General features: G+C 32.4%; 27 protein-coding genes. 4 read left to right on the top strand and 23 right to left on the bottom strand.

Features of this window, described 5'->3' with window-relative positions:
- Nucleotides 1-327: 327 nt before the first annotated feature.
- From Q7C23_RS15680 to Q7C23_RS15735, 12 genes are all read right to left on the bottom strand, one after another.
- A complete protein-coding gene (locus Q7C23_RS15680) occupies nucleotides 328-1236 on the bottom strand; it encodes a hypothetical protein (RefSeq protein WP_375033423.1) in 909 nt (302 codons plus the stop codon).
- 11 nt (nucleotides 1237-1247) lie between these two features.
- The gene (locus tag Q7C23_RS15685) at nucleotides 1248-1688 is read right to left on the bottom strand and encodes an ankyrin repeat domain-containing protein (RefSeq protein WP_375033424.1); all 441 of its coding nucleotides are present in this window, start codon (nucleotides 1686-1688) and stop codon (nucleotides 1248-1250) included.
- Between the two features lie 55 nt (nucleotides 1689-1743).
- The gene (locus Q7C23_RS15690) at nucleotides 1744-2247 is read right to left on the bottom strand and encodes a hypothetical protein (RefSeq protein WP_375033425.1); all 504 of its coding nucleotides are present in this window, start codon (nucleotides 2245-2247) and stop codon (nucleotides 1744-1746) included.
- Between the two features lie 74 nt (nucleotides 2248-2321).
- Nucleotides 2322-2819, bottom strand: coding sequence for a hypothetical protein (locus Q7C23_RS15695; protein WP_375033426.1), 498 nt, complete (start codon nucleotides 2817-2819; stop codon nucleotides 2322-2324).
- Nucleotides 2816-3247 (bottom strand): hypothetical protein, encoded by a 432-nt coding sequence (locus Q7C23_RS15700; RefSeq protein ID WP_375033427.1) that lies wholly within the window; start codon nucleotides 3245-3247, stop codon nucleotides 2816-2818. The genes Q7C23_RS15695 and Q7C23_RS15700 overlap by 4 nt, the downstream gene beginning before the upstream one ends.
- 32 nt (nucleotides 3248-3279) lie before the next feature.
- Entirely contained in the window at nucleotides 3280-3624 is a 345-nt protein-coding gene (locus Q7C23_RS15705) for a hypothetical protein (RefSeq protein ID WP_375033428.1), read from the bottom strand.
- A 53-nt stretch (nucleotides 3625-3677) separates the two neighbouring features.
- On the bottom strand, nucleotides 3678-4049 hold the full coding sequence (locus Q7C23_RS15710) for a VOC family protein (protein WP_375033429.1): 372 nt from the start codon (nucleotides 4047-4049) through the stop codon (nucleotides 3678-3680).
- 80 nt (nucleotides 4050-4129) lie between these two features.
- Nucleotides 4130-5107, bottom strand: coding sequence for a hypothetical protein (locus Q7C23_RS15715; RefSeq protein WP_375033430.1), 978 nt, complete (start codon nucleotides 5105-5107; stop codon nucleotides 4130-4132).
- 97 nt (nucleotides 5108-5204) lie between these two features.
- On the bottom strand, nucleotides 5205-5567 hold the full coding sequence (locus Q7C23_RS15720) for a hypothetical protein (RefSeq protein WP_375033431.1): 363 nt from the start codon (nucleotides 5565-5567) through the stop codon (nucleotides 5205-5207).
- Between the two features lie 74 nt (nucleotides 5568-5641).
- Nucleotides 5642-6367, bottom strand: a complete 726-nt coding sequence (locus Q7C23_RS15725) for an SIMPL domain-containing protein (protein ID WP_375033432.1) — start codon at nucleotides 6365-6367, stop codon at nucleotides 5642-5644.
- 60 nt (nucleotides 6368-6427) lie between these two features.
- Nucleotides 6428-6694 (bottom strand): hypothetical protein, encoded by a 267-nt coding sequence (locus Q7C23_RS15730; RefSeq protein WP_375033433.1) that lies wholly within the window; start codon nucleotides 6692-6694, stop codon nucleotides 6428-6430.
- 10 nt (nucleotides 6695-6704) lie between these two features.
- A complete protein-coding gene (locus tag Q7C23_RS15735) occupies nucleotides 6705-7073 on the bottom strand; it encodes a hypothetical protein (protein ID WP_375033434.1) in 369 nt (122 codons plus the stop codon).
- A gap of 319 nt (nucleotides 7074-7392) precedes the next feature.
- On the opposite strand from Q7C23_RS15735, the gene prfA reads away from it, so the two are divergent.
- Both prfA and Q7C23_RS15745 read left to right on the top strand, forming a co-directional pair.
- Entirely contained in the window at nucleotides 7393-8469 is a 1077-nt protein-coding gene (gene prfA / locus Q7C23_RS15740; RefSeq protein WP_072975643.1) for a peptide chain release factor 1, read from the top strand.
- A 376-nt stretch (nucleotides 8470-8845) separates the two neighbouring features.
- Nucleotides 8846-10177, top strand: a complete 1332-nt coding sequence (locus tag Q7C23_RS15745) for a DUF5723 family protein (protein WP_375033435.1) — start codon at nucleotides 8846-8848, stop codon at nucleotides 10175-10177.
- 441 nt (nucleotides 10178-10618) lie between these two features.
- Here the strand turns inward: Q7C23_RS15745 and Q7C23_RS15750 are convergent, their stop codons facing one another.
- From Q7C23_RS15750 to Q7C23_RS15800, 11 genes are all read right to left on the bottom strand, one after another.
- Nucleotides 10619-10990 (bottom strand): hypothetical protein, encoded by a 372-nt coding sequence (locus Q7C23_RS15750; RefSeq protein WP_194655360.1) that lies wholly within the window; start codon nucleotides 10988-10990, stop codon nucleotides 10619-10621.
- A gap of 14 nt (nucleotides 10991-11004) precedes the next feature.
- Entirely contained in the window at nucleotides 11005-11376 is a 372-nt protein-coding gene (locus Q7C23_RS15755) for a hypothetical protein (protein WP_375033436.1), read from the bottom strand.
- Between the two features lie 37 nt (nucleotides 11377-11413).
- Nucleotides 11414-11698: a YtxH domain-containing protein gene (locus Q7C23_RS15760; RefSeq protein ID WP_194655362.1), complete on the bottom strand. Its 285-nt coding sequence runs from the start codon at nucleotides 11696-11698 to the stop codon at nucleotides 11414-11416.
- 46 nt (nucleotides 11699-11744) lie between these two features.
- Nucleotides 11745-11897, bottom strand: a complete 153-nt coding sequence (locus Q7C23_RS15765) for a lmo0937 family membrane protein (protein ID WP_139257033.1) — start codon at nucleotides 11895-11897, stop codon at nucleotides 11745-11747.
- A 37-nt stretch (nucleotides 11898-11934) separates the two neighbouring features.
- The gene (locus Q7C23_RS15770; protein WP_375033437.1) at nucleotides 11935-12576 is read right to left on the bottom strand and encodes a porin family protein; all 642 of its coding nucleotides are present in this window, start codon (nucleotides 12574-12576) and stop codon (nucleotides 11935-11937) included.
- Between the two features lie 41 nt (nucleotides 12577-12617).
- Nucleotides 12618-13187: a DUF4142 domain-containing protein gene (locus Q7C23_RS15775; protein ID WP_375033438.1), complete on the bottom strand. Its 570-nt coding sequence runs from the start codon at nucleotides 13185-13187 to the stop codon at nucleotides 12618-12620.
- A gap of 201 nt (nucleotides 13188-13388) precedes the next feature.
- A complete protein-coding gene (locus Q7C23_RS15780; protein WP_375033439.1) occupies nucleotides 13389-15173 on the bottom strand; it encodes a CHASE3 domain-containing protein in 1785 nt (594 codons plus the stop codon).
- Nucleotides 15174-15185: 12 nt separating this feature from the next.
- Nucleotides 15186-15635 carry a response regulator gene (locus Q7C23_RS15785; RefSeq protein WP_375033440.1) on the bottom strand — a complete coding sequence of 150 codons (450 nt, stop codon included), beginning with the start codon at nucleotides 15633-15635 and terminating at the stop codon, nucleotides 15186-15188.
- Between the two features lie 19 nt (nucleotides 15636-15654).
- Entirely contained in the window at nucleotides 15655-16206 is a 552-nt protein-coding gene (locus tag Q7C23_RS15790) for a helix-turn-helix domain-containing protein (protein ID WP_375033441.1), read from the bottom strand.
- Nucleotides 16207-16364: 158 nt separating this feature from the next.
- Complete coding sequence (locus Q7C23_RS15795) at nucleotides 16365-16550, bottom strand: CsbD family protein (RefSeq protein WP_375033442.1); 186 nt, start codon at nucleotides 16548-16550, stop codon at nucleotides 16365-16367.
- Nucleotides 16551-16658: 108 nt separating this feature from the next.
- Nucleotides 16659-17132 carry a Dps family protein gene (locus Q7C23_RS15800; protein WP_375033443.1) on the bottom strand — a complete coding sequence of 158 codons (474 nt, stop codon included), beginning with the start codon at nucleotides 17130-17132 and terminating at the stop codon, nucleotides 16659-16661.
- Nucleotides 17133-17367: 235 nt separating this feature from the next.
- Between Q7C23_RS15800 and pyrF the strand changes: the two genes are divergently transcribed.
- Nucleotides 17368-18195, top strand: coding sequence for an orotidine-5'-phosphate decarboxylase (pyrF, locus tag Q7C23_RS15805; protein ID WP_375033456.1), 828 nt, complete (start codon nucleotides 17368-17370; stop codon nucleotides 18193-18195).
- A gap of 206 nt (nucleotides 18196-18401) precedes the next feature.
- Nucleotides 18402-19202: an ABC transporter substrate-binding protein gene (locus Q7C23_RS15810; RefSeq protein WP_375033444.1), complete on the top strand. Its 801-nt coding sequence runs from the start codon at nucleotides 18402-18404 to the stop codon at nucleotides 19200-19202.
- Nucleotides 19203-19644 lie beyond the last annotated feature (442 nt).

Here is a 19644-nt window from a genome sequence, read left to right on the forward strand (position 1 = left end):
AATAACAATTTCAAAAATGATATTTAAGTAAAGGGTAACTAATGTTACCCTTTACTGTTTTAATTTATATCTTAAAAACATCAAGTTTCTGCCACCAAAGGTGAAACCTTAATTGTAATCTTAGAGGGAACGTAAAAAGTCAGGAGTCTTTTAAAAGGTTTATAGTTTCTAAGAACGTAAAAAAAATACGCAAAGGTCAGAGACATTTACGTAGCGCTTGGGAAGGAACACTTCGGAGAGCGAGGTCTTTCCATTTTTATAAAAATCAATAAAAGTTAAGAAGAAATTTATACAGCAAGTGTTGTGAAATAATTTAGCCGAAACTTCTTATTCCATTAAATTTGCACTATTGCAACTGTCGTAGGAATTGTAAATTGGTACGGCAAAATCTGTTTTTTTAATTTTAGAGTCTTTAATCAAAAAAGTTCTTGTAAATTCTTTTTTCATAGCCTTCTTTTTCGATTTTAAAAAGCCGTAAAGTCTTCCGTAAATTTTCTTCATTTCACTGTCTTTACATTTTATATCAAGTATTTCTCCGGCTTTTAAATTTCCTCGAATGCAAAAGTTAGTTTTTACCGAATATTTATTTCGACTTTCTCTTTTAATTGCACCAACGACTAAAGCATCATTTTCTCCGAATGTTATACTGCTTTGCTTATTTAGTAATTCTCCATCTTTGTTGAAAGTATAGTTGTAAAATTCATACGTTCTTATGGTTATTTCTTTACTGTCATTAAAATCAAAATCATTGAAACACCAAAACATGTGGCTTACAGAATAACTTAACGAACACATATTTTGAACTAAATCACCAAGTTTAAGACGTTTTATTCGTTTATTTTTTTCATAAAATGTCATAATTTCAAATCCTTTATAACAAAATCCTGGCAAACGATCGTCGATAATAACTATATTCTGTCCATCATTAGAAATCAAAGCAGTTTTGAATTCAATAAATAAACTGTCGTTTTTTATTGTATAAAGCTTTTCTTTAGTTTTTGTGTCATATAAACCCCAATAATACCGGTCAGGAATCGTGTAGGTTGATTTGTAATATGATTTAGTTTTACTGTCATAAATAGAATCCTCATAAACTTTATTGTCTGAAAATAAAGTGTCAGAAGGTTTTAACTCATATCGCGAATTAAGACTTTTAAAATTATATTTAACTCTGGGATTGTCGGCAAATATTTTTTGTAAACAAAGGAGTGTAAGTAATAAAAAGAATATCCTCATTGACAGTTTGGTTAGTTTTTCAGAAGTTCAATTATCTCCGTATTCTTCACTTCTTGTGCAGCCTTTAATGCAGTCATTCCATTCATGTCTTTTGCGTTTTTGTCGGCCCCTTTTTTCAGTAACAGTTTTGTGAGTTCTACATTTTGATTGTTTGCTGCCCACATTAAATTGGTCATTTTAAAACCATCTGTTTGATTAATATCGGCTCCGTTTTCAATTAAATACTTCGAAATTTCAAATTCATCATTTACGACTGCCTGCATTAATACCGGTATATAAAATGATGCGTTTATTTTTCTAACGTAGTTTACTTGCGATTTATCTTCTTCAATAATCTTTTTTACAGCATCTAAATTATGATCAAAAATGGCTTTAAAAAGTTTTTCTCCAGCTGATTGAGAATAGCTGCTAATTGAAAATACAAATAAAATTAAAAGTAATATTTTTTTCATTGAATTGGTTTTTGAGGTTGGTTTTCATAGTAGTGATTAAACACAGTATGTTTTATCAATAGTGTAGACTTGTATTTTTAACAATAAAATCAATGGCTAGTTTTACTTTTTCAGATTTAGTAAGTCTCATAATCTTTTTATAAGCCTTGCTTTCGTCAACCATGCATACAGTAAAACTACTTTGCGAATAATTTAAGTTAGGTTCCCAATAACGTAATCTTTTAATGTCGTATGTGTAACCATAGTTTGTTGAAAGTTTTCCATTAATTATAGAAAGCAATTGAAAATCTGTTGTATTAATTACTATTTTTCTTAATACAAATCCAAACAAAAAAGTCGCGGTATAAAGTTTTCGATTTTCAATCAACAGCCCTTTTTTAGTAAATAAAATAGAAATGAAAATAAGGATCAAAAGCAGAAAAACTATTTCGATGCTATAATAAGATTTAAAATCGACTGAATTTAGCATGCCGAGAAATACCATTACAGTAATAAAAGTCAAAATAATCAAATTTTGAAACTGTTTAAAATCTAATTTTCTTTCTAGAATAATTTTCATTTATGCGAATTGTAATTTTTAAGTTGGAAGTAATGTTTCCGAGAGATGTAATGGTAAAATTAAATTTTTTGTATTTATTTGTATTCGTAAATCCTGATTCTGCCGCTATCTGTATTTTCTTTTACAAACAATAGTTTTTCTTTTTGGTAATTTTTTTCTATTTCTAGAGTGTCATTACAGTCAATAATTTTATCATACGAAGACGAAAATTTTATTAAAAATTTCTCACCAATTGTTTTCTTGTTTATTTCAATTTTTTTCATCCCAAAATCTGAATAATTAAAACTATGATATAAGTGTTCATTCAATATTTTCAGACTTCCATCACCGTATAATCTAAAATCTATATCAATTTTATATACTTTTCCGTCTATTTTAAATGGTTCTTTGTCATTATTATCGCTTCTGTCAAATTCTTTTACATTCGCTACGTCATGAACTATTCTTCTGCTAATATTTTCATTTAAGACAATATATTTTGCGGTTATTTTTGATCCAATTGGTATTTCATGCTTTCTTTCACAAGCAATCAGAATAAGAAGAAATGCTAATTTATATAGAGGTGTTTTCATATCTTAAAAATATCAATCCTTTCCATCGAGGGAATTCCTGATTCCAAAAAAGCAAGTTTCGTTTTAACGATTTTGTCCGACTTATCTCTTGGGTTTTTAGTGACAAACCTCGCCGTAGACTTATTAAAATCCAAAGTATATTTTGCATCAAAATCTTCTTGTTTGTTTGAAGAAAAAGTAATCAGATTGTCTTTTGCAGTCCATTTTCCTTTTCCGTATTTATTGACTTCTGGTGGAACACCTCCATTAATCTTTGAATACGAATGAAATAAAAATGTTCCGTCTTGATTTAGCGTTAATTTGTATTCGATCAAATGTTTATTTTGTGTGTCTTCAAGTCTACGCTGATATTCGCCAGCAACTTGATTTGATTGTGCGAATAGGGTTAAGTTGAAGATTAAAAATAGGATGGTAGTGATTAGTTTCATTGGTTTGTTTTTTTTTAAATCAGATTAATATTTTACTCAATCTCCAGATATTCAGATCTTCCTTTTGCATTTTCTTCGTCGAGCCATTCCCAATCTAAAGTCAATTTAATTTTGCCGTTTTCTGTGAATCTAATTTTTGCTAAAGCCTTACCCGCCTTCAATTCATTGTCTACTGTTAAACATTGATAAAGCATGTGTAATCTATCGTCTTTTAAGTTGGCGATAATTTTTCCGTAGGTTATTGTTCCTCCAGAATAGTCTGCTGTTACAAGATTACCTTTCTGCTGATAGTGGAAAACGGTTTGCGTGTTTACTTCTCCATTATCGGAATTTTCAATAACAGCAAATCTTTTATTATTAAAGTCAAATTTATTCATTTGGAATGGAGGCTTAATTTCTGGTTTGTTGAGTAGCTCTTCTGGAGCAATATTTACTCCTTCTTTTTTTGCAAATTAAAAACGGTTCCTGAAGGATCCATAATCCAATGCATGTTTTGCGGAATTTCTTCAATTTCATCGCAAGTCGATACTCCATTTTGTTTTAAATAATTGGTCGCTTCTTCGACATCAGGAACTGTTAATTGTAGCCAGGTTTCAGAATGTGTATAATTATCAACACAATCCAGCCAAATGACATTATGTCCAAATTGCACCGAATGCGTCCTTGAGACAGTTGGATTAGTTATAGGCACTTCTTTAACTTCCAGTTTTAAAATGTCACGGTAGAATGCTACGGTTTCGTCGTATTTATGTTTTGGAAGTTTAATGGCGATATTAATTCCTGCTTCAAATTTTGTTTCCATAATTAAAATGTATTTTAATTAATAACTATTTACGGAATGAAATATAAGGATTTATCCTATAGATAATTAAAAATAATACTTTATCCTTCAATGGTATAAGGGAAATTACCACTCTCCGGAATGGTCAAAAGTCCTTTCTCTTTCATTTCGTTTGTCGCCTGAGTGTAAATAAGGTGGTACCACCAGATAAAAAATTCTTCGAAAGTTATCTCTTTATCGTAGCCCAATTGAACGTATATTTTTTTGCTGTAGTTTCTTTCCTCTTCTAAGATTTTTAATAATTCAGGCAAAAAGCTTTTGGCCATTTTATCAAAAGTTTCGTTGTCTGCAGTTGAAACCAGATTTTCAGAAACAGCCATTTTTAAGTGATCACGATTATTTCCGTAGACACTCACATAACGGCCCTCAATTTGCTCGGTTTGATTGCCATAAATTCCAAAAGATTCTATTTGCTGATTGGTATTTTCAGTGATTCTAAAATAATAATGTTTGCCGTTTCGTAAAGGTCTGTCATCCTGTTTAAGAAATTCTTTCTCCACATTATCAATTTGCCAGGAATCTAATAGAACGTCACTTAAAATAAAAAACGACCAGGTTTGAAAATCCTGTTTTTTTGCTATTTCTGTTTTGCCAAATTGCTCTTTTATTGCGGCTAAATTTTTATGTATAGATTTCGTTATTTTTCCTGAAATCGGTTTTGCATATTTAAAAAGCAGCTCACCATCTTTTGCATCGGCAATAAAAACGGTAGGTTTGTATTGATTATTAACTTTATGAAGCCAGTTTTTAGATTCTAAAAGTGCAATTGAACCAGTCATTTTTTCATCACTAAACTTCAAATATTCTTGAAAGTCTTTTGGTGAAAAGCCTTTGTGAAGAGCAAATAAAAATTTATCCAAGCTGTCCTTTTTTATTTTAAAATCGGGAAAATTATCTCCTCTCGAGATCATAGCCCTTTCAATTTTAAGTTTAAAAATTTCGTCAATTTTATTTTGCGCTTTTACAGGTTTTCCAAGTAATAGTAAAAAGATAATGATGAGTAGTTTTTTTGATTTCAATGGTTTGTATTTTGGTTTGTAATTTTGTTTTGATTGGTTCTGGCCGTCGGCTATACTGAGCGTCACGCCTGCAACAGAGAGGGAATCGAGATTATTATCACTTTACTAATTTTTGTTTTTCTCTTTCTTTTAATTGAAAAATAGCTTCCCAACATAAAATAGAAGAAATTGCATTAGCAAATAGTGAAATAGAAATTGTTTCCCATCCGAGATTTAGATTTGTAGTAATTGTTACTGATAAAACCCCAAGAGATGTAACAACAGCAGCGGCTATAATATTCAATAGTTTGTTTGCTAATTTTAGAAAAGTAAAAGCCAGCAATGCATTTAAGATAAGTAATTCCGTTGCCATTATATAAAAAAAGGAATCGTCATAATTCATAAAAATCTGTTGTGTAATTCCGGGAAGAAAAACATATAGAATCAATAGAATTAAATATAGCAATATTCTTTTTATCATAATTTATTCTTGGTTATTATCGGAGATATCTGGATTTTGCTTTTATTTAGATTGTATCAGGTTAGCTAGAATCCTTATTTCTTTACTATTTCATAAACAATAGTTATAGTTTCTTGTAATTCTTTTTCCTCAACTTCAAATTTGTTAAATGAAGTTTGTGCACCTGCAGCCATGGCAGCCATAGGTTGACTGATTCTTTCTCCAGCAACTCTCGTCACGAATCTGTTGTCACTTTGAAAATTATATTTCGAAACTTGTTTGACATTACTAATTTTCACATCCAATGCTTTTGCAATATTTTCAGCATTGCTTTTAGCATCTAAAACAGCCATTTGAACCAATTTTTGTCTGGTCGTTTTTTCTAATTCTTCAGACATTTGAGTTTCAAAATTAACGTCTAAATCTTTCATGTTTTCACTTTGAATTTGCTGATAAAAAGCGTCAATAAGTTTGTTGTCGAGTGCAAAATTAATCGACAAACTATTTATCGCAGAATATTCCTTTTTATTGTCGCTATTCTCGCTGCTTGATATTTGATAATCGGCAATCTTTATATTTTTATCAGTGAAACCAAGGCTGAAAAGTACTTTTTGTAACTTTTCAATTTCCTCATTTAATTCTTTAATAGCCGTTTTTTCAACTAAATTTTCTTTTATAACTGTTATTTTAAAATTGGCTAAATCAGGTTTTACTTTTGTTTTTGCGCTTCCTTCTGCGCTTATTTCATTTCCACTTGTTGTTTGTGAAAATGCTGAAATGGTAAAGATTGAAAAGAGGAATATTACAAGTGTATTTTTCATTGGTATTTTTTTATTTATAGAGATTTTGGTTTAATAAGCCAGAAACGTTCGTAGTATTTTTCAGGAAAGCTTTACGAGTCTGACAATTTGATAAATAGCATGATTTTTTAAAGATAAAGAACGAGCAATTTCTGGAATGCTCTGTATGTTGACTTCACAGATATAACCAAATTCTAGTTCTGAAATAATCTTAGAATGTTCTGCTATAATTTTGGCTAACTCATCATCTGCTTTATAAAGTTCGACATAAACCAAATACAAACTATCTGAATACTCTTTTGGAGTACCAATGTTTTTGATGTATTGTTCGTAATCCTTATTTTCCATTTGTTTGAAATTAATCTAATTTTTCTAAACCGAAATTTACATATTTTCCTTCAAACAAAGCTTTTCCTTTAGCCATATTCCCATTTATATTAAATATTTCTACAGACATGGTTTTTCCTATAAGCTCTGGTACAGGGCCTTTTGTAAAGATAAATTCATAAGTACAATTTGATTTCCAAACGATTGTGCCTTGAATAACTTCTGGCGATTCTTTAATGGTTTCTGTTTGCGTGGTTTTAGTTCGGGTTACAGTTATGTCTGGAAGTCCTTCACTGGTATAGAGAAATTTTCCGATTTTAAATTTTTCGCAAATGGATTCCTGAGAAAAACCGATGTTAAAAAGTAAACCAAAGAAGAGGAGGAAATAGAATTTTTTCATGATTGTATTTTATGATTTCTCAAACATAGTCAGTTTTAATTCCAAAACCTTACGTGAAACCGTAATTGTAATTTTAGAGGGATTCGTAAAAGTCAGGAGGTTTTTATCAGGTTTATAGTTTTTAAGAAGGTAAAAAAATAGGCAAAGTCAGAGACATTTGCGTAGCGCTTCGGAAGGAACAGCAGGAAACAGCTCCTAAAAATCATCATAATTCCACTAAACAATCTCAAGAAACCAACCCTAAAAAACTCAAAAAGTTAATGATAGAATTTTCAACAAAAATTTTGTAATTTTGCAGTCCAATAAAAAGGAATTAAAAATGTTAGATAGACTTCAAATAGTAAAACAACGTTTCGACGAGATTTCGGACTTAATTATCCAGCCGGATGTTATTGCCGATCAGAAACGTTATGTGCAATTGAATCAAGAGTACAAAAACCTGAAAGCATTGGCTGAAAAGCGTGATGAATATGTGCTTTTGATGGCTAATATAGATGAGGCAAACGAAATTATTGCGGATGGAAGTGATGCAGATATGACCGAAATGGCCAAAATGCAACTAGATGAAGCAAAAGAAAGATTGCCTGAACTGGAGGAAGAAATTAAGTTTATGCTGATCCCTAAGGATCCTGAAGATGCTAAAAACGTCATGGTCGAGATTCGTGCCGGAACGGGTGGGGATGAAGCGAGTATTTTTGCCGGAGATTTGTTCAGAATGTATACTAAATATTGTGAGAATCAAGGCTGGAGAACTTCAGTTGTAGATATGAACGAAGGAACTTCTGGAGGTTTCAAAGAGGTTATTTTTGAGGTTTCGGGAGAAGATGTTTACGGAACTTTGAAGTTTGAAGCGGGTGTTCACCGTGTACAACGTGTTCCTCAGACGGAAACGCAAGGTCGTGTGCATACATCGGCAGCTACGGTTATGGTTTTACCAGAAGCAGAAGAGTTTGATGTACAGATTGATATGAACGATGTTCGTGTGGATTTCTTCTGTTCCTCTGGACCTGGAGGACAATCGGTTAATACAACGAAATCGGCTGTACGTTTAACGCACATCCCAACCGGATTGGTGGCGCAATGTCAGGATCAGAAATCACAACACAAAAATAAAGATAAAGCGTTGAACGTTTTACGTTCTCGTTTATACGAACAGGAATTGGCTAAGAAAGAAGCTGAAGATGCTACAAAACGTACTTCTCAGGTTAGTTCTGGTGATCGTTCGGCTAAGATTCGTACGTACAACTACGCTCAGGGTCGTGTAACCGATCACAGAGTTGGTTTGACACTTTACGATTTAGGAAACATCATGAATGGTGATATTCAGAAAATTGTGGCTGAGCTGCAGTTGGTGAATAATATGGAGAAATTGAAGGAAGCTTCGGAGGTGTTTTAATTTTAGAACAAAGAACAAAGAATAAAGAGAATAGATTAGAGCCGAACTTACGTTCGGCTTTTTTTTTAATATAGCCCGAGGTTTTAACCTTGGGGACGTTTTTTTAGAGAAAAGGATATAGAATATAGAGAAAGCCGGGCTACTTTGTGGTTTGGCTTTTTGTTTTGTCTCAGAACCGTCGTCTCTCGGTACACCGGTATCTTTTTTTAAAGTGCAATACTACTTGAAATGGTGATGAAGTAGGAGAAGTAATACCTTTTCAAAAACTTAGAACCTCAGTACCTTAGTATCTTAGCATCTAGAAAAAAAAGCCTTTTTTTTTCGTTTTTTTTGTTAAATATTTGCAAATATTTAAACATGACAAACCAACTAATTTATGAAGAAAATTTTACTTTTATTATGCTTCCTGGGAAGCTTTTTTTGTGCCCGATCGCAATCGTATTTCGGATTTAGAGATGACAATTTTGCCGGAATTCAGGGGGCTTTATTTAATCCGTCTGTTATTGTAGAATCTAAATACAAGGCCGATGTTACTCTTTTTTCTGTTAGTTCGACTTTACAAAATGATTTGTATGGTGTTAATTTCGCCCAAGTGTTAGACGGCGGTTTTGATTTGCAGGCCGATGCAAGCAAAAACATTAAATCGAATAACAGAGGGAATTTTAATGTTGATATTATGGGACCTTCGTTTATGCTGAATATTACGCCGAAACACAGTGTGGCGCTTTTTTCACGAGTTCGAAGTGTAACCAATATTGTGGATGTAAATGGAGAGCTAATCGACGAGGTTAATAAAGAAATTGACATGTCGAACAGTTTTATGATTAGCGGAGGAAGTCCGAATGCGGTTAGTAATTCCTGGGCAGAAATTGGTGCAAGTTATGCCACTGTATTATGGGATGACGATTACCATTTTATAAAAGGTGGAATCACATTGAAATACCTAATGGCGGGCGTGAACGGTTATATCAACGGAAATGACTTGAATGTCGCCTTTAATAAAAATGAAGTTGATCCGGCTTTGAGTCAATATTACTCTACAGGAACGTTAAGAACATCTGCAAGTTATGATTATGAAAACGGACAAGATCCGGAGTTTGATGCTACATCGGCTGGCGTGGGTGTTGATTTAGGTTTTACCTATGAGTATCGTACCAATTGCCATACTTGTGTTGGAAACCGTTATAAATACAAAGCGGCAATTTCGGTGACGGATATTGGTAAGATTAATTATAAAAATGCGATTGAAAATACGTATGACTTAAAAGGTGTCGTTACACAGGATGATATTGATAGTGCTGATGATATCTTTGAGTTTTTTGACGCAAACTATACTAAAACGGCAACCAGAAAAGGAATGAAAGCCAATTTACCAACGGCGTTACACACAAACTTTGACTGGAATATAAATCAAAGATTTTACTTGAATTTAAGCGGTGATTTTAATTTGGTTGATGCTAAAAAAATAAATGCAACTGCTATTGCGAACTCGGTAACTTTTACGCCAAGATATGAAACAAGGCAATTCAGTTTTTATCTTCCGGTAACGTATATGCAATATAGCGGTACACAGGTTGGAACAGGTTTTAGAGCTGGTCCAATATTTATTGGTTCGGGTTCTTTGATTTCGAATTTGTTTTCAAACACTTCTAAAGCTTGTAATCTGTACGTTGGTTTGAAATTGCCGATTTATCAGAATTACAACTAAGGGACTAAGGCTCTGAGGGGCTAAGGTTTTTAGATTAGAGGCAAGAGGCAGGAGGAAAGAATATAGAATATAGAAAATAGAGAAAGCTGGACTACTTTGTAGTTTGGCTTTTTTTGTCTTGTTGGCATAGAGTCTTAGTCCCGAAGCCTCGGGATAGCAACTTAGTATCTTAAAAGTAAAAAGAGACTATTTCACAACTGTGAAATAGTCTCTTTTGCTTTCTTAGAACCTTAGCGTCTTAGTGCCTTAGTGGCTAAGAAAAAAATATAGTGAAGTATTAACTGTTTAACCGTTGTAAAAGTAAAAACGTATAAACGAGTTAGATACCTAAAAATACTCTCGTAAATTCAAAACATTTATATAGATTAGAGTACATGTACACACCGTTTTTTATTATTATTTCTTCGATCTTTTCCATAATACATAATATTAGTTAGACAATTACTCTTCTGACGATTCGTGTTGTGATGATCCTTGCGGCGAAGATTCATGATGTGGTTTTGCAACCAAAGTGGTTACGGCAAGTTGCAAAATAGACCCCAGGATATTTTTGAATACCGAATCTGTTTTTCCTACAACTAATTTTTTTGCCAGATAACCAATTCCGATGCTGATCGCTGATTGCGCCAGATCGCTTTTAAAACCAACCGTTTCATTGATTTCTTCCACCGTGTTTCGAATGAGATTAAGAGGTTTTAAATTCTCTTTAATTTCATCGATTTCATCTTTTATTGCAACCCATTCCGCATCTTGTTGTGCTTCTAATTGCTTTATTCTCTGATTTAATGCATCAATAGTATAAACAGCTTCCATGACAGTCTTATTTATTAATTAGTTAAATCAGTTTTTGTTTCTTTTAAAATACTGGAAACAATCATGTTTCCAATTGGCGTTTTGATAAGCTTATGTTGCGCAGAATGTAAAATAATTGCAATGATAAGATAAAATAGCGCCATGATAAAAAAGCCGTAGTAATACTCCCCAAGCTCTTTTCCAATCCATAAACTAAGCCCGATATTCAGGAACAAAGTAAAAAATGCAACAACAGCGCCAACCGCAATTTTGGATGTTAGTGATGATAATACATCTGCTGACGCTTCTACTGTTTTCAGCTTGATTAACTCAAGGCTGGTTTTAGTATAGTTCTCAGCTTTTTCATACATATTAAGGTTCTCGGTAGTTGTTGCATTTGGTTCCATGATATAGGGTATTTTTATGGTGGAAAAATTTCACTATTTAGTAGTTCGTTTTTACAGTTTTAGCTTCGTCTTTAATAGCATTGTAATCTTCTTTTACCTGATTGAATTTTGCTTTTCCTTCATCAATGATGTCTTTACCATTTGAAGTAATTGTGCTTAAAATTCCATCAACTTTGCTTTTTAGGTTATCTCCGTAATCTTTTGATTTATCTGAGATTTTTTTTCTTGTATTTGAACCTTTGTCCGGTGCAAACAATACTCCTAAAAATGCTCCTGCCGCTGCGGCTCCTAAAATTCCTAATAATGTGCTACTCGTTTTCATAATATTTGATTTAGTGATTAATATAAATTTGTATAATTTTTAATTTTTAAATTTCGCGACCTTTAATAAGTCTGAATAGTATTGCGATAATCGCAATGACTAATAATATGTGGATAATACTTCCGGCGCTATAAGCAAAGAACCCAATGGCCCAAAGTATAACTAAGATAACTGCGACTGTGTATAATAAATTTGACATGGTTTTTATTATTTAATGGTTAATAATTTGTTTTTATTTAATTCAGCTTATACGATAAGTATAAGGTAAGATTGCTGTTTTTTGCATCTGGAAACGTATAGGTAGTTCCTGCAATAGTTCTTTCTTTACCAACAGTTGTTAAACCGTAATTGTAACGTAAACCAACACTAATTGGGTTAAAATCTACTCCGACACCAGCTGCGATACCAGCATCAAATTTGTTCAAATCATCAGTGTCAACTGCTTCATCAAAGTTGATGTCTCCGTCACCGGTAACTTTAGAACTTACCAGGTAAGATGCGTAACCACCGGCATGAACATTAAAGTTTTTAGTGATATTAACTCTAACTAATAAAGGAACTTCAATATAGTTTAATTTGAATTTTGCATTCCCATCTACAAAAGCGTTGTTATAATCTAATTCGGCACCTTTTGTAGTGTATAAAATCTCTGGTTGAATCGCGATAAAATCAGAAATTGGTAAAGTTGCATAAACACCGGCATTGAATCCGTAAATTACGTTGTTATCATCAGCTTCGCTTTGATAAAGGTTTGACATGTTAAATCCTCCTTTTACACCAAACTCAGTGGTTACTTTTTCTTCTTGTGCTTGCAGCATTCCAAATGAAGCTGTCATAAAAAGGGTTAAGGCGCATAAAAAATTTGATTGCATTTTCATTGTTAAAAAATTTTAGTTGTTAAAAAAATATATAAAGGCATTTAATAAAATTCACTCTTAATTTGTTCTGTTTCTCGTAAAAGCTGGTATTGTTCAGGCAAGTATTGCAGGACTAATTTCAAAATCAACTGATCATTTGTTCTTTTTGAAATTTGCTCAAATAATTTGATTTGCTGGTCCAGTGCTGTTGTCATCGAACTTAAATAAGCGTCATTAAAGTTGGAACCAGTTGTATTACTTAATTCTGTTAATTCATCTTTATGAGCTGCGTTGATGTCGGTAATGATAATGAGCTTTTTATTGGCCATTTCAGTTACTTGCTGCAACAAGTGATTTTGATGATCCGCAATCTTTTTGCTTACTTCCACTATTTTACCGTCAGAACTTTTTTGTTGTGCAACTTGACTTTTTGAAATCATTGAATTCATAACATTTCCCATTTCTATAAAAAAAGAATTTTCTAATTCTTCATTATTACTTTTATTAAAAGCTTCTTTCTTAAATGAGTTTGTCTGTTGGTTTTTTTTCCCGCAGGAAGAAAAACAAATTGTAAAAATCAATAAGAAAAGAACTTTAAAAATGGGTGCTTTTAGTATGCGTATTGTTTTCATTATTACTTCATAAAGTATTACATTACAAAGATGCTAACGAATAGAAGGTTTTGCTTTACAGCATAAAAAAGAAACGTTATATAATTCCCATAACGGCTTTATACAACGTTTTTTAAGGTGTTTTTGAGAATGAAAAAAGCGTTTACTACAAATGAAATCAGATCATTTTTCAGTAAACGCCTTCTTACAATATTGTATGGGTTATTCCGGAAGAAATACAGTAAAAACCGACCCTTTATTTGGAGTACTGTCGGCCAGAATATGTCCTTTATGATTTTCAACAATCTTTTTGCAAATTGCTAAACCAATTCCGGTTCCGGGATAATCTGTTTTAGAATGCAGACGCTGAAAAAGTATAAATATAGTTTCCTTGAATTGTGGATCAAAACCCATTCCGTTATCTGTAAAAGTTATTTTATGGAATTTCTTAACCGATTGTTCTAAAAGATCCGGATAATCTGCTGATAGCACTTTTTCGCTTTCAATAGAAATTTCAGGCGGAACTCCGGGTTTATTATACTTTAAAGAATTTCCGATTAAGTTGATGAAAAGCTGTTCGATTTGATAAGGTATAACCTCCAGTTTCGGCAGTTTTGAAGCTTTAATTACAGCTTTGTTCTCATGAATAACTTCAGTTAATTCCGATTCAGCATTTTGAAGTAATTCATTCAAATTCGATTTTATAAACTCTTTTTTAGTCGTATTCGTTCTTGAGAATAAAAGTAAATCGTCAATTAAGACACGCATTCTTTTAGCAGAAATGGCAATTTTAGCCAGATAATCGCGTCCACTTTCAGACATAACCGCTTTATCTGCCTCAGAAACCCTTGAGATAAAGGTTTGAATTTTTCTAAGCGGTTCCTGTAAATCGTGACTTGCCACATGATTGAAAGAAGCTAATTCTTTATTGCTTTTTTCTAATTCTCTGTTTCGTTCCTGAAGTTCGATATTAAGTAAATGTTCATCGGTAATGTCAAAATTGATTCCGAGCAGAATTTTACTTCCCTGCTGATCGGTCAATAATTTGCCGGTTGATTTAAAATATCTGATTTCATTATTTGGACGGACAATTTTATAATAAATAAAAGGAAGATTCTTTTTCTCTATAATTTTATCCATGGATTCTGAAACAGCTGCTCTGTCATCAGGATGTACGAAATCAAGAAAAGTTTCTATAACAGGTACAAAAGAGTTTGGTGTAACGCCCAGTAATCGATACTGATTGTCAGAATACGTAATTTTATGAGAATCTAATTCCCATTGCCAGGTGCTGAATTTTCCAATGATTTCAGACTCGGCCATTAGACCGCCAGAAATTAAAAGTTGTTTGTTGAATAATTTTAAGCGCTGAAAATCTCGGCTGATTTGTCTGTAAGCCAATAAAATAAAAAGTAAGGCTGTTAGAAATAATGAGATTGAGAAAACTGGACTTAATGAAATTTCCTGATCGTAGATTTCCAATCTTTTTTTAAGATAATTTCTTTCGATATCATTCATTTTATCCACCTGGAAACGAATGTTTTCCATCAATATACGTCCGCCAAACATATGATTGTCCAGTTTTCGTTTATCGTATGTTTTTGGATCGCTGTATTTAAGGCAATTTTCGAACGAAACAAATCGCTGAATAATTAATTTGAAGAGATACTCTAGATTTTTCTGTTGAACAGCATTGTCAACAGTGAGTTTTTTCAGTGTAACAAAGGAAGCATTCACTTTGTCACGCGAATAAAGATAAGGAGTTAAAAACCTGTTGTTTCGTGTGATGATGTATCCACGCTGGCCAGTTTCCGCATCTTTAATCGCCGACATTAATTGTTCTAACTGTATGTTGATTTCATACGTATGCATTGCCAGCTTACTGGATTCGTTTAAATCCTGATTGTGCTTGTAAGCAATAGAAGATAGAAATAACAGAATGAAAACTGCGATGACAAAAATAACTCTCAAAGAGTTTGAAGAATTAAAATTTGGTATCCATTTCATTTAGTATGCGTATTATTTTAGTCGTAACAAAAAGTTATCACGATTCAAACCGGATGTATGGTAGTGCCAGTTAACGGTCACGACTTCGTTGATAATTTTTTTAAGCGTATTAAAATCGCTTGGTTTTTTAATATAAATATTGGCTCCTTGTACAAATGTATCTTCAATATCTTCTTCAGATGATGAAGTGGAGTAGATGGCAATAATAATGTTTTTTAGATGATCTGTTTTTTTAATTTCGATCAAACATTCCTTACCCGTTTTTTTTGGCATATTCAAATCCAGGAACAAGATATCCGGCAATTTCGTTTCAGGATCCGATAAATGATCCATTAACTGCATTCCATCATGAACAAATTGTACTTTAGTTTGTATTTTGATTTCTTCAAAAGCGTCTTTGAAAAAAAGACGATCATCTTCATCATCATCAGCCAATAAAATATTTAATGCGTTTTTTTGCATTTTAGTATAGTATTTAGTTTTATTTTAAATTTTCTCTTCGTTTTTTAATGATTCTCTGAAAAGCCGATGGCGTAATTCCGGTAGTGTTTTTAAACTGCGTACTTAAATGCGCAACACTTGAATAATTTAGTAAAAAAGCAATTTCTGTCAAACTCATTTCATTAATAATAATTAATTGTTTGGCTCTTTCAATTTTTTGTAAAATGATAAAATTTTCAATTGAGGAATAGGTTACTTCGGAAAAAACATTCGATAAGTAGCCATAACTGTGATTTAGTTTTTCTGCTAAAAATACAGAACTTTTATAATTATTACTGTCTTCCAGGAAAACAAGCTCAATAATAGCATCCTTAATTTTTTGGACTAAAACACTTTTTTGGTTCTCAACTACTTCAAAACCATGGGGAGCTAAATTTTCTTTTAAGGCTTCAAGTGTTTCAACGTTCAGATTATCTTCAATTTCGATCTCACCAAAACCTAAAGTTTTAAAGTTTACATTTTGCTCTTCAAGATTTTGCTTTAAATAAAGAGAACAAATGGTGTTTATGTCGAACTTTATAAATAGTTTCATTTTATAAAAATTTGGTTAAAGATAATTAATTTATTTTTGGTTCCGGGCGTACGACCCATCGGATACTTCAAGTAATTCATGAATATACTAAAAAAAATCAAAAAAATACCGTCTAATGTTTTTTTTATTAGACGGTATCCTGGCTGACCTGGAAAATTTTACAAATCTGAAATGATTTGTTGTACCTCTTCTTTGGTCTTACCTAATTTTTGCTGAAGCTTTCCATACATTTCATCTTCTTTACCTTCAGCGTACATTAAATCATCATCTGTAAGTTCTGCGTATTGTTGTTTAAGTTTCCCCTTCATCTCGTTCCAGTTCCCCTTTATCTGAGTCGTATTCATGATTGTTGTATTTGTATATTTATAGTATTGTAAAATTGCAAATTTTCGGTTAGATTGTTGTTACATTTATACGGCTAACTGTTGTATAATTCACATTTGGATATTTTGTTAAATCTGATAACGTCTTAAAATCCAGGCCATTTTTTCATGTTCCTGTAATAAACCTGTAATAAAATCAGCCGAACCAATATCATTATTTTCAGTCTCAAAAAGAGGAATATAAGTTCTGAATTCTGTTACCAGTTGCTCGTGATTTTCCAAAAGTTCTTCCAGCATGTGTTTTTGTGATGCGTATTCTTTTGGAGATTCTTTTAAGGTTGAGTTTTCAATAAACTCCTTCATTGTTCCAATTGTTTTTTCACCAAGCTGACTAATGCGTTCTGCTACTTCATCAATATTGGCTTCCAGAATTCTGTATTGATCTTCAAACAATTTGTGTAATTCCATGAAGCTGTTTCCTGAAATATTCCAATGAAATTTTCTGGTCTTAACATACAAAGTCATTTCGTTAGATAATATAGTGGCTAATATGCTGGTGCTCTTCTTTAAATTTTTTGGAGTAATTCCAATATTTGGGCTCATAATTGCTTGATTTAAGGTTGTTTTACAAAAATAGATTAGGAGTTGATTTTTTCTCTTATACAATTTTGAGAAGATGTTATAGGAATTCAATGTTTATAGAAATTAGGACAAAAATGATTCGTGAAATCCAGTTTTAGGATCATTTAATTCGTAAACAGTCGTGAAATTAGTGGCCGAAAATCATTCGCAAACCAATAATATTATTTGTAATTTTGCCGCACTAGTAAAATACAATATGACAACACAACAACTACACGAACAAATTCTTCAAAAAAAATCATTTTTATGCGTTGGCTTAGATCCTGATTTAACTAAAATGCCATCTCATTTATTAGAAACGGAAGATCCTATTTTCGAATTCAATAAAGCTATAATTGATGCCACACACGATTTGGCTGTTGGATACAAACCAAACACCGCTTTCTTCGAGGCATATGGAATTAAAGGGTGGATGTCATTGCAAAAAACAATCAACTATATCAATGAAAATTTTCCGGAACAGTTTACGATTGCCGATGCAAAACGTGGTGATATTGGTAATACTTCAAGCATGTATGCGAAAGCTTTTTTTGAAGATCTAAATTTTGACAGTGTAACCGTTGCACCTTATATGGGAAAAGATTCAGTTGAACCTTTCCTGGCTTTCGAAAACAAACATACCATCATGTTAGCCTTAACGTCTAACGAAGGAGCATTTGATTTTCAAACCTTAACTACAAACGGAACAGAATTATACAAACAAGTTTTAGAAACCTCTAAAACATGGAAAAATAGCGAAAACCTTATGTATGTGGTTGGCGCTACCAAAGCCGAATATTTCGCAGACATTAGAAAGATTGTTCCGGACAGTTTTTTATTAGTTCCCGGAATTGGCGCTCAGGGCGGAAGTTTGTCTGAAGTATGCAAATACGGAATGAATGATAAAGTAGGTTTATTAGTAAACTCGGCAAGAGCAATTATCTACGCCTCAAAAGGAACTGACTTCGCAGAAAAAGCAAGAGAAGAAGCATTGAAAGTACAAAAAGAAATGGAAGAGATTCTTAGTTTAAAGTTTCAGGTTTAAAGTTTATACTTTGAGCATAATTTAACCACAAAGGACACTAAGGTTTTTTATTTAACTGTCTGTTGAGAAACACAAAGTTCACAAAGTTAGATCAACACAAAGTTTTGTGAACTTTGTGTTTTATAAAATCATGGAGGTAAAAAAACTTAGTGTCCTTTGTGGTTAAAAACACAATCCAACAACCTGAAACAAAAATAACCTGAAACATGAAACAATTAATTGATCAGCTTGGTACTTTACATTCTTTTGAGACGGCTCCAAAACGTATTATTTCGTTGGTTCCTTCTCAAACCGAATTACTATTTGATTTAGGTTTAGAAGAAAAAATAATAGGAATCACAAAGTTTTGCGTGCATCCTTATCATTTAAAATCGACTAAGAAAATTGTTGGAGGAACCAAGAAGATTCATTTTGAGAAAATAAAATTATTGCAGCCCGATATTATCGTTTGCAACAAAGAAGAAAACACACTTGAAATCGTCGAGCAATTAAGTCCAATTTGTCCGGTTTGGGTAACGAATATTGTTTCTGTGGAAGATAATTTTCAAATGATTTCCGATTTCGGTCAATTGTTTAATTGCAGAACCGAAGCACAAAAATGGAACGACAAATTAAATTTCGCCCTGAGCGATTTTAAAAAATATATTCAGGATATTCCAGAAAAAAAAGCAGCTTATTTTATTTGGAAGAATCCTTATATGGTTGCAGGAAAAGATACTTATATAAATGAGCTATTAAAGCTGAATCATTTTCAGAATATCTACGAAGAGAAAGGACGTTACCCTGAAATAGAACTCAAAAAAATGCGTTTAGAAGGCGATCCCGATTTGGTTTTCCTTTCATCAGAACCCTATCCTTTCAAAGAAGAAGACGCGTTCGAAATAGGCCGTTTTACACATCACGCCAAAACCATCTTCGTCGACGGCGAAATGTTCTCCTGGCACGGCAGCCGACTTTTAAAGGCTTTCCCGTATTTTAAATTACTCCACGAAAGATTGAAAAATTAGTTTCAGGTTTGTTGGATTGCGAATTTAACAACAAAGAGCGCAAAGATTTTATACATGCATGGTTTTAATAAAACACAAAGTTCACAAAGCTAGATCAACTCATCGCTTTGTGAACTTTGTGTTTTCTAAACATACAGTTAGACAAAAAAACCTTTGCGTTCTTTGTGGTAAAATATGCTCACAGTTAACTTAACTTGAAACAAAAGTCTATAAAAAAAGAATGCCGGCATCTCGAAGACGCCGGCATCATTTAACTAACCAAAACCAAAATAATAAATAACCAGTTTATTACACTACAAAGATCTAACATATATGAATGTTTTGCTGTTAAGGTTTTGTTATTACTTTGTTGGACATAAGTTAAGATTTTTTAAGAGTTCATTTTGAGGATTTTATTGCTAAATATTGTTTTTGATTATTAAAATATAATAACAATCAATTT

It is taken from the genome of Flavobacterium sp. LAR06 (assembly GCF_041946075.1).
Taxonomy (GTDB): Bacteria; Bacteroidota; Bacteroidia; order Flavobacteriales; family Flavobacteriaceae; genus Flavobacterium.

What these genes read in the sequence shown, in the direction of transcription:
- Q7C23_RS15680 (WP_375033423.1), bottom strand. Translation starts at nt 1,236, where the DNA reads ATGAGGATATTCTTTTTATTACTTACACTCCTTTGTTTACAAAAAATA.
- Q7C23_RS15685 (WP_375033424.1), bottom strand. Translation starts at nt 1,688, where the DNA reads ATGAAAAAAATATTACTTTTAATTTTATTTGTATTTTCAATTAGCAGC.
- Q7C23_RS15690 (WP_375033425.1), bottom strand. Translation starts at nt 2,247, where the DNA reads ATGAAAATTATTCTAGAAAGAAAATTAGATTTTAAACAGTTTCAAAAT.
- Q7C23_RS15695 (WP_375033426.1), bottom strand. Translation starts at nt 2,819, where the DNA reads ATGAAAACACCTCTATATAAATTAGCATTTCTTCTTATTCTGATTGCT.
- Q7C23_RS15700 (WP_375033427.1), bottom strand. Translation starts at nt 3,247, where the DNA reads ATGAAACTAATCACTACCATCCTATTTTTAATCTTCAACTTAACCCTA.
- Q7C23_RS15705 (WP_375033428.1), bottom strand. Translation starts at nt 3,624, where the DNA reads ATGAATAAATTTGACTTTAATAATAAAAGATTTGCTGTTATTGAAAAT.
- Q7C23_RS15710 (WP_375033429.1), bottom strand. Translation starts at nt 4,049, where the DNA reads ATGGAAACAAAATTTGAAGCAGGAATTAATATCGCCATTAAACTTCCA.
- Q7C23_RS15720 (WP_375033431.1), bottom strand. Translation starts at nt 5,567, where the DNA reads ATGATAAAAAGAATATTGCTATATTTAATTCTATTGATTCTATATGTT.
- Q7C23_RS15725 (WP_375033432.1), bottom strand. Translation starts at nt 6,367, where the DNA reads ATGAAAAATACACTTGTAATATTCCTCTTTTCAATCTTTACCATTTCA.
- Q7C23_RS15730 (WP_375033433.1), bottom strand. Translation starts at nt 6,694, where the DNA reads ATGGAAAATAAGGATTACGAACAATACATCAAAAACATTGGTACTCCA.
- Q7C23_RS15735 (WP_375033434.1), bottom strand. Translation starts at nt 7,073, where the DNA reads ATGAAAAAATTCTATTTCCTCCTCTTCTTTGGTTTACTTTTTAACATC.
- prfA (WP_072975643.1), top strand. Translation starts at nt 7,393, where the DNA reads ATGTTAGATAGACTTCAAATAGTAAAACAACGTTTCGACGAGATTTCG.
- Q7C23_RS15745 (WP_375033435.1), top strand. Translation starts at nt 8,846, where the DNA reads ATGAAGAAAATTTTACTTTTATTATGCTTCCTGGGAAGCTTTTTTTGT.
- Q7C23_RS15750 (WP_194655360.1), bottom strand. Translation starts at nt 10,990, where the DNA reads ATGGAAGCTGTTTATACTATTGATGCATTAAATCAGAGAATAAAGCAA.
- Q7C23_RS15755 (WP_375033436.1), bottom strand. Translation starts at nt 11,376, where the DNA reads ATGGAACCAAATGCAACAACTACCGAGAACCTTAATATGTATGAAAAA.
- Q7C23_RS15760 (WP_194655362.1), bottom strand. Translation starts at nt 11,698, where the DNA reads ATGAAAACGAGTAGCACATTATTAGGAATTTTAGGAGCCGCAGCGGCA.
- Q7C23_RS15765 (WP_139257033.1), bottom strand. Translation starts at nt 11,897, where the DNA reads ATGTCAAATTTATTATACACAGTCGCAGTTATCTTAGTTATACTTTGG.
- Q7C23_RS15770 (WP_375033437.1), bottom strand. Translation starts at nt 12,576, where the DNA reads ATGAAAATGCAATCAAATTTTTTATGCGCCTTAACCCTTTTTATGACA.
- Q7C23_RS15775 (WP_375033438.1), bottom strand. Translation starts at nt 13,187, where the DNA reads ATGAAAACAATACGCATACTAAAAGCACCCATTTTTAAAGTTCTTTTC.
- Q7C23_RS15780 (WP_375033439.1), bottom strand. Translation starts at nt 15,173, where the DNA reads ATGAAATGGATACCAAATTTTAATTCTTCAAACTCTTTGAGAGTTATT.
- Q7C23_RS15785 (WP_375033440.1), bottom strand. Translation starts at nt 15,635, where the DNA reads ATGCAAAAAAACGCATTAAATATTTTATTGGCTGATGATGATGAAGAT.
- Q7C23_RS15790 (WP_375033441.1), bottom strand. Translation starts at nt 16,206, where the DNA reads ATGAAACTATTTATAAAGTTCGACATAAACACCATTTGTTCTCTTTAT.
- Q7C23_RS15795 (WP_375033442.1), bottom strand. Translation starts at nt 16,550, where the DNA reads ATGAATACGACTCAGATAAAGGGGAACTGGAACGAGATGAAGGGGAAA.
- Q7C23_RS15800 (WP_375033443.1), bottom strand. Translation starts at nt 17,132, where the DNA reads ATGAGCCCAAATATTGGAATTACTCCAAAAAATTTAAAGAAGAGCACC.
- pyrF (WP_375033456.1), top strand. Translation starts at nt 17,368, where the DNA reads ATGACAACACAACAACTACACGAACAAATTCTTCAAAAAAAATCATTT.
- Q7C23_RS15810 (WP_375033444.1), top strand. Translation starts at nt 18,402, where the DNA reads ATGAAACAATTAATTGATCAGCTTGGTACTTTACATTCTTTTGAGACG.